Raw genomic sequence first — 7,849 nt, 5'->3', positions numbered from 1 at the left:
GGCATCCGCAGCCGCACCCAGCGCATGCAACGGCGCGAACCGATACAACTCAAGCGCCTCTTCCGGGGTGATACGCCCCCCGTCGGCGGCGCGGTCGAGGACTCCCTGCAACTCTGCGGATGCGGTCACCGGGGCGTACCTTTCGGAGGATTTACGGGCGGACCGACTCAGCGTACGCCAGCGGTTGTACGCCGCCGAGGGGGCATGTCCCGCTGCCGCCGCGAGCCCTGGGCCGTGCCTCAGCGGACTCGCTGAAGTCCGGTGCGGTTCGGGTTGCGCCCCGAAGGGGCGCGGGGCTGTGTCGATGTGCGGCTCCGCCGCGTGGGCGCGGCTTGCCGGCCACGAGGCAGCCGCAGACGCACGACGGCACCGCGCGGCACCTCCCGCGGAGCGCTCAGCGGAGCCTGCGCAGGGTGCCGCTCGGATCGCCCGCCTGATCGTCCTTCGCGCGGTAGCGCAGGGCGTCGCCCTTGACGAGGGTGAACCGCTCTTCCGTGGAGCCGTCGCTGCATCCCTCCTGGGGTGCGTTCCGCTTCAGCTCGGCGTCGAGACGGAGTTCGCCGGAGTCGGCGGAGACCAGTTTCCAGGTGCTGTCGCAGCGCAGCACCGACAGCGTCACCCGGCCGCTGGCGACCTGCTCGCCGACGCGCCCCTGCCGGAAGGTGATGGTCATGGTGCCCACGGGGATGCCGGAGTCGGAGGTGAGATCGCCCCGCCAGGTGCCGAGGAACTTCTTGGGGACCGCGCCCGGGCCGTTGCCGGACTCCGTCGGGGAGGACGGCGAGCCGGACGATCCGCCGCCGGGCGGGGTGTCGGCGTTGTCGCGACCGGCGCTGGTCTTCTTGTCGCTGCCGGGCAGGACGTCGAAGACCACCGCGGCGGTCGTCGCGACGGCCAGGGCGCCCGCGACGGACAGGACGAGGGTGCAGCTGAGCGCCTTGGGGCGCTTCCGGCCGCCGACGGACGCGCTGAGCGCGATGCCGCGGCCCGGTTCCGGTGCCGCGGCCGGGGGTGCCGGGACCGGCGATGCCGAGGCCGGGACGGGGTAGGACGGCGGCGGGGTGGGGCGGTCGGCGGGCCCATGGCCGGGAGGCCCGCCCGTGTACGAGGGGTCCGGGGGCCCGAACGTGCCCAGGGCCGACGATCCGGCGGTGGGCGGGTTCGAGGGACGGGCCGGGGCCGGCCCGTCCGGGCCGGTGGCGGACGTCTCCTCGGCGGCCGGTTCCCGCACCGCGGGTTTCTGCCCCGCGAATTCCTGCACCGCGGATTCCTGCGCGGCCGCCGGTTTCGGGGTCGCGGGCGGCTCCTCCCGGCTGGCGGGCGGTTCCGGATCCTCCGTTTCCGCCTCCAGATCGAGCAGCTCCACCGCCTGTCTGCTCACCCGCTCGACCAGCGTCCCCGGCAGCCAGCCGGACCGTACGAGCCCCGAAGCACCGCCCTCCGGCGCCAGCCGGCGGACGATCTGCTCCGTGGTGGGGCGGTCGGCGGGGTTCTTGGCGAGGCACGCGGCCACCAGGTCGCGCAGTTCGCCGGTGAGCTGCGTCCTCAGCACGGGCTCGGCATGGACCACCTTGTACAGCAGCGCCGCGGAGCTGTCGCCCGGAAAGGGGCCCTCGCCGGTCGCCGCGTACGCCAGCACCGAGCCCAGCGAGAAGACATCGGTCGGGCCGCCGACGGTCTCCCCGAGGATCTGCTCGGGCGACATATAGCCGGGCGAGCCGATGGAGGCGCCGGTGGAGGTGAGCGACGCGGTGCCGTCGGTGGCGCGGGCGATTCCGAAGTCGATCAACCGCGGCCCGTCGAGGGCCAGCAGCACATTGGACGGCTTGACGTCGCGGTGGACCAGGCCGAGGGCGTGCACGGCGCCCAGGGCCTCCGCGAGCCCCGCCCCCAGCACCCGTACCGACGCCTCGGGCAGTGGCCCCTCGTCGGATATGGCCCGGCTGAGCGAGGGCCCCGCGACATAGCCCGTGGCCACCCACGGCACCTGCGCCTCGGGGTCGGCGTCCAGCACCGGCGCGGTCCAGGAGCCACCGACCCGGCGCGCGGCCTCGACCTCGCGCCGGAAACGGGCGCGGAACTCCTCGTCCAGCGCGAAGTGGGCGTGCACCACCTTGACCGCAACCGTGCGCCCTCCGGCGCTGCGCCCCAGGTAGACCCGGCCCATACCGCCCGACCCGAGCCGTCCGAGCAGCCGGTAGGCGCCGATGGCCCGCGGGTCGTCCGCTCCCAGCGGATCCATGGCGGTACCTCCCCCTCGACGGCGCGGTCCAGCTTAGGCGGGAGCCGGGACGGCGGCCCAGCCGCCCGTTCAGACGCCGGAGGCCGGGTTGTGCAGCAGTTCCACCCGTACGTCCGCCGGATAGCCCGAGTCGTGTCCGGTCCGGCGGGCGAACTCGGCGATGCCCTTCAGCTGCGCCTCGCCGAGGCTGAAGTCGAGGGTGGTGAAGTAACGCTCCAGCACCGGCGCCTCCAGGGCCTCCCAACGCGCCGCATGCTCGGCGACCTTGCCGACCTCCTCCATCGAGAGGTTCCGGGACTCGAGGAACGCCTCGTGCACCTTGCGCACGATCACCGGCTCCCGCTCCAGGTAGTCGCGGCGGACCGCCCAGACCGCGAAGACGAAGGGCAGCCCGGTCCACTCCTTCCACATCTGGCCGAGGTCATGGACCTGAAGGCCCAGCCGGGGCGCGTCGTGGAGGTTGGCGCGCAGCGCGGCGTCACCGATGAGCACCGCCGCCTCGGCCTCCTGCATCATCAGGCTGAGGTCGGGCGGGCAGGTGTAGTAATCGGGCGTGATCTTGTACTGCTCGGCCAGCAGCAGCCGGGCCAGGCGTACCGAGGTGCGGGAGGCCGAGCCGAGCGCCACCCGGGCCCGGTCCAGCTGCTCCAGCGGCAGCTGCGAGACGATCACGCAGGACATCACGGGCCCGTCGCAGCCCACCGCGATATCGGGGAGCGCCACCAGGTCGCCGGCGTTGCGCAGATACTCGACCAGGCTGATCGGAGCGATGTCGAGGTCACCGCGGACCAGCATGTCGTTCAGTGCGTCGGGCGACGCCTTGGTGAGCTCGACGTCGAGCAGCGAGCCGGTCCGGGCGAGCCCCCAATACAGCGGCAGGCAATTGAGGTACTGGATGTGGCCCACCCTCGGGCGGCTGCGCGGGTGACCGTCATCGGCCGTGATGCCTTCGGAGTCACCCTGTGTACTCCGCGAGGGGGAACTCGGTGAAATGTCCACGTGCGGAGGCTAGCCCCGCGCGGCGCCCACGGCGGCGGCGGGGTGGCGCGCTGTCCCCGCGATTCCCGGGCGGCAGGCGCACGACCTGGGGTCCTATCCACTCTCCAGCGGCCGGAAACCCCTCGTGTTCGTGATCTTCGGCTCTTTCCCTTCGCACACGCAGCGTGCTAAGCTCGCCGCAAGTTGCAGTTTGGTTTCCCTTGCAGTACAGAGCCTGCGGAGCATGTAACCGCGGGCTTTTGTAGTTTTCAGACTTCTTGCAGGTTCTGGAGCAGGGCAACCCTTTGGCCCAAGGAGGGCTTATGGCTACCGGAACCGTCAAGTGGTTCAACGCCGAGAAGGGCTTCGGCTTCATCGCCCAGGACGGCGGCGGCCCCGATGTCTTCGTTCACTACTCCGCGATCAACGCGTCTGGCTTCCGCTCCCTTGAGGAGAACCAGGCCGTGACCTTCGACGTCACCCAGGGCCCGAAGGGCCCGCAGGCCGAGAACGTCAGCGCGGCTTGATCTAGCAGTACCCAAGGAGCCCTGCTTCTCCGCACCGGCGGAGGAGCGGGGCTCCTGCCTTTTCCGGCTTCGGTCCTTATCCGCGCCGGGTCCGCCCTCAGTCTTCCAGCATGCGGAAATCGGCGAATTCAAAACCCGGTGAGACCACACAGCTCACCAGGACCTCTTCGTCCGCCGCCGGACGCGCCGCCTGCCACACCCCCCGCGGTACGACGGCCTGCGGCCGCTGCCCGGCAGCGATATCGGGCCCCAGCACCACCTCGGTGGGCTGATCCGCCTCCGGCCGCTCACCCGCCCCGCCCAGCAGCAGCCGCAGCGGACCGCCCCGGTGCCACATCCACAGCTCCGCCGAGAGCACCACATGCCAGCGGGACTCCTCGCCCGGAGTCAGCAGGAAGTAGATCGCCGTGGCCGTCGCCCGCTCACCGGCGTACCCCGGAAGCCGGGCCGAGACCTCGCTGCGCCAGGTCTCCCGGTACCAGCCGCCCTCGGGGTGCGGCCGGAGGCCGAGGCATTCGGCCGTGGCGGGCCGACGGTTCATGGCCATGCTCCCTCACCGCTCTCACACGTCCGACCGGGCCCGTTGAGACTAAGCCAGCGCGCGGAGGACGGCGGCGGCGCCCCGCGGACGCGCGCGCCCGATCGGGTGACCGTGCGCCCGGCGCAGCGACGGATGACAGCGCGTCATCCGTCATAGGCCGCCTGGTGGGACACGGCCTCACACGACCATCCCTCTCCCCTGAGCACATTGCCCAGCCCGGCCCAGGCGAAGTCCATCAGAGTCGCCGCCGCCTCCTGGGCCGACGGCCCGCCCTGGTCACCCGCCCAGTCGGCCAGCGATTCCGCCGCGCCCACCAGGGCGTGCGCGATCGCGGACACATCCGCGCGGGCCAGTTGGTCCCGCGCCGCGTTGTCCCGGGCCGCGGCGGCCAGCAGCTGGGTCACAAAGGTCACCAACTCCTCGCGCATCGCGGCCACTTCACGCGCGAAGGGCCGTCCGTGCGTACGGGCCTGGACATGCAGCAGCGTCCAGCCGTCCGGATGGGCCGCGGTGTGCGCGAAGAACCCGCTCAGGCCGCTCCACAGCTGGCGGTCGGCGGGCGCCCCGCGCTCGACGGCGGCCCGCACCGCCGCCACCAGGGCCGCGACCTCACGCCGTATGCACGCCGCGAACAGCTCTTCCTTGGAGCGGAGATAGAGATAGACCAGAGGTTTGGAGACCCCCGCCAGCTCCGCTATGTCGTCCATCGACGCGTGCTGATAGCCGCTGCGCGCGAACGCCCGCACCGCCGCGTCCAGCATCTGCTGCTCCCGCACCGCCCGTGGTACGCGCTTGCCCCTCGTCGCCCCGCCCACGCAGGACCGCCCCCTCTTCGATCGTGCCCCCGCACACATATCGCCGACGAGCCTATCCAGAGCCGCGATGCCCCCGGACCTCGGTGTGGTCCGGGGGCATCGCGGGCGCGGCCGAAGCGCGGTGTGGGGACGCGGAGTTACGCGGCGGCCAGCTGGGGTTCGGCCGGGTCCGCCTGGCCGCTTGCGTCCGGGTCGTCCAGCGGGGACGCGGAGGCGTGGGCGTAGGCATCCCGGTCGAGGATCTTCTCCCGGGCCGAGACCAGGACCGGGATCAGCGCCTGGCCGGCCACATTGGTCGCGGTGCGCATCATGTCCAGGACCGGGTCGATGGCCATCAGCAGGCCGACGCCCTCCAGGGGCAGGCCCAGCGTGGAGAGGGTCAGGGTCAGCATGACCGTGGCGCCGGTGAGGCCCGCGGTGGCGGCGGAGCCGATGACCGAGACGAAGGCGATGAGCAGGTAGTCGCCGATGCCCAGGTGGACGTCGAAGATCTGGGCGATGAAGATCGCGGCGATGGCCGGGTAGATCGAGGCGCAGCCGTCCATCTTCGTCGTGGAGCCGAACGGCACCGCGAAGGAGGCGTACTCCTTGGGGACGCCCAGGCGCTCGGTGACCTTCTGGGTCAGCGGCATGGTGCCGACCGAGGAGCGGGAGACGAAGGCGAGCTGGATGGCGGGCCAGGCGCCCTTGAAGAAGTTCAGCGGGTTGACCTTGGCGACCGTGGAGAGCAGCAGCGGGTAGACGCCGAACATCACCAGCGCGCAGCCGATGTAGATATCGGCGGTGAAGGTCGCGTACTTGCCGATGAGGTCCCAGCCGTACTCGGCGATGGCGAAGCCGATGAGGCCGAGGGTGCCCAGCGGGGCGAGGCGGATGACCCACCACAGCGCCTTCTGGAGCAGCTCCAGCACCGACTGGCTCAGGTTCAGGATCGGCTGGGCCTTCTCACCGAGCTGGAGGGCGGCGACGCCCGCCACGGCGGCGAGAAAGACGATCTGGAGGACGTTGAGCTCGGTGAACGGCGTGACGACGTCGGTCGGCACGATGCCGGTCAGGAAGTCCAGCCAGGAGCCCGCCTCTTCGGGCTTGGCGCCGTCCTTGGGGGTGAGGTCGGTGCCGGAGCCGGGGTTGGTGAGCAGACCGATGGTCAGGCCGATGGCGACCGCGATCAGCGAGGTGGCCATGAACCACAGCAGGGTGCGGGTCGCCAGCCGGGCGGCGTTGTTGACGTTCCGCAGGTTGGTGATCGATATCAGGATCGCGAAGAAGACCAGCGGGGCGACGGCCAGCTTCAGCAGCTGGACGAAGATCGTGCCGATCTTGTCGAGCGTGGTGACCAGCCAGCCGACGTCGCCGCTGCGGGCGACCCAGCCGAGCAGCACACCCAGCACCAGGCCGAGCAGGATCTGGGCCCAGAAGGGGACCTTGGGCAGGCGGAAGGACGACGACGTCTTCGGGGACGACGTCTCGGGGACGGACGACAACGGACACACTCCGAGGGAAGTCAAAGAGGGCGAAGAAAAGCCAGGAGTCCGTACGGGATCTCCGGCCGCTGGAGGTGAGGAAGGTCAGCGGCGGCGACAGGCCGCGGACAGGCAGCGGCAAAGATCGATGTGCAGGCGCGCCACGAGCGGAACGCTCGCTGCGATACGGGGCGCGGCTGCTGTCTTCATGGCGAGTACATTAACACCGATACTTTGGGGAACCCAAAGAATATCTTTGACCCCAGGGAAGGCCCCGGACCCGGCCCGGAACACAACAACGCCCTAGAGGACAGCGGATGCTGCCCTCCAGGGCGTGCCGAAGCGGTGTCGGTGGTGTGAGGAGGGTTACAGCGCGGCCGGTGCGGCGCCGGTCAGACGCCGTCCTCCTGGCTCTGGTTCGCCGCCAGCCGCTCCTTGGCCCGGTCCACCTGTCCGGCGACCTGGACCGCCATGTCCTCCCGCTGCTTGCGCAGCAGCACCCAGCTGAGCGGGGCGGAGACGATCAGCGCGAGCAGGGCCACCCAGAACAGGTTCGACCGGCCGAGACCGGAGGGGACCAGGTGGAACCAGACCAGCGCCCAGATGACCAGGAAGGAACCGGCGAAGATCCCCAGGCGCATCAGGGAGTAGCGGAACGTGGCGCTCGGTTGGAGTGACACGGCTGGTCTTCTTTCTGCCGGGGAGATACTTCCCTCCCAGTGAAGCACGTCCGCATTTCGATCAATTCACCGGCAGCCACATCGTGATGTCGTCGCGGAACTCATCTTCCGCGACGCGGATCGCGTCCGGTACCCGGCCGACCTCCTGGTAGCCGCAGGCGCCGTAGAACCGCTCCAGACCGCGGCCGCCGCGGCAGGTCAGCCGTATCCCGGTGATCCCGTCCAGCCCGCGGGCGGCCTCCTCGGCCGCGGCCATCAGGGCGCGGCCGTATCCGCTGCCCTGGTGGGCGGGGTGGACCATCACGGTGAACAGCCAGCACCAGTGGCGCATCAGCCGGTGGGTGTTGAGGCCGAGGACGGCGGTCGCGGCCACCGTGCCGTCCTCGTCGCGGCCGACCAGCAGCCGGGCGCGGTCCTCGGCCATCGCCACCAGGTGTTTGACCAGTTCGGCGCGTACGTCGTCCACGGTGACGGGCGGGACGAAGCCGACCGCCCCGCCGGCGTTCGAGGTGTCGGCCCACAGCGCGCAGATCCCGTCGCGCAGTTCGGGGGTGACGGGCGGGTCGAGTTCGAACGTCAGTGGCATGTGCCGACGATAGCCAG

Annotated in this window: 8 protein-coding genes and 1 pseudogene; 1 reads left to right on the top strand and 8 read right to left on the bottom strand. The window is 71.0% G+C overall.

Annotated features, from left to right (window positions below; genetic code table 11):
* From JK363_RS44525 to JK363_RS40745, 3 genes and pseudogenes are all read right to left on the bottom strand, one after another.
* Positions 1–129, bottom strand: a pseudogene (locus JK363_RS44525) (dehypoxanthine futalosine cyclase); the annotation flags it as partial.
* Positions 130–394: 265 nt separating this feature from the next.
* Positions 395–2,242, bottom strand: a complete 1,848-nt coding sequence (locus tag JK363_RS40750; protein WP_201883379.1) for a serine/threonine-protein kinase — start codon at positions 2,240–2,242, stop codon at positions 395–397.
* Between the two features lie 69 nt (positions 2,243–2,311).
* The gene (locus JK363_RS40745) at positions 2,312–3,187 is read right to left on the bottom strand and encodes a menaquinone biosynthetic enzyme MqnA/MqnD family protein (protein WP_372444958.1); all 876 of its coding nucleotides are present in this window, start codon (positions 3,185–3,187) and stop codon (positions 2,312–2,314) included.
* Between the two features lie 356 nt (positions 3,188–3,543).
* Between JK363_RS40745 and JK363_RS40740 the strand changes: the two genes are divergently transcribed.
* The gene (locus JK363_RS40740) at positions 3,544–3,747 is read left to right on the top strand and encodes a cold-shock protein (RefSeq protein ID WP_014178671.1); all 204 of its coding nucleotides are present in this window, start codon (positions 3,544–3,546) and stop codon (positions 3,745–3,747) included.
* A gap of 97 nt (positions 3,748–3,844) precedes the next feature.
* Here the strand turns inward: JK363_RS40740 and JK363_RS40735 are convergent, their stop codons facing one another.
* The 5 genes from JK363_RS40735 to JK363_RS40715 form a co-directional block, all read right to left on the bottom strand.
* Positions 3,845–4,288, bottom strand: coding sequence for a cupin domain-containing protein (locus JK363_RS40735; protein WP_201883377.1), 444 nt, complete (start codon positions 4,286–4,288; stop codon positions 3,845–3,847).
* A 143-nt stretch (positions 4,289–4,431) separates the two neighbouring features.
* Positions 4,432–5,142 (bottom strand): TetR/AcrR family transcriptional regulator, encoded by a 711-nt coding sequence (locus JK363_RS40730; protein ID WP_201883376.1) that lies wholly within the window; start codon positions 5,140–5,142, stop codon positions 4,432–4,434.
* Positions 5,143–5,240: 98 nt separating this feature from the next.
* The gene (locus JK363_RS40725; protein WP_201883375.1) at positions 5,241–6,587 is read right to left on the bottom strand and encodes a dicarboxylate/amino acid:cation symporter; all 1,347 of its coding nucleotides are present in this window, start codon (positions 6,585–6,587) and stop codon (positions 5,241–5,243) included.
* Positions 6,588–6,958: 371 nt separating this feature from the next.
* Complete coding sequence (locus JK363_RS40720) at positions 6,959–7,246, bottom strand: DUF4229 domain-containing protein (RefSeq protein WP_201883374.1); 288 nt, start codon at positions 7,244–7,246, stop codon at positions 6,959–6,961.
* Positions 7,247–7,307: 61 nt separating this feature from the next.
* Entirely contained in the window at positions 7,308–7,832 is a 525-nt protein-coding gene (locus JK363_RS40715) for a GNAT family N-acetyltransferase (RefSeq protein WP_201883373.1), read from the bottom strand.
* Positions 7,833–7,849 lie beyond the last annotated feature (17 nt).

Origin of the sequence: Streptomyces coffeae (assembly GCF_016741875.1) — a bacterium.
In the GTDB taxonomy this organism is placed as follows: domain Bacteria; phylum Actinomycetota; class Actinomycetes; order Streptomycetales; family Streptomycetaceae; genus Streptomyces; species Streptomyces coffeae.
This window is presented reverse-complemented; position numbering and strand designations above follow the sequence as displayed.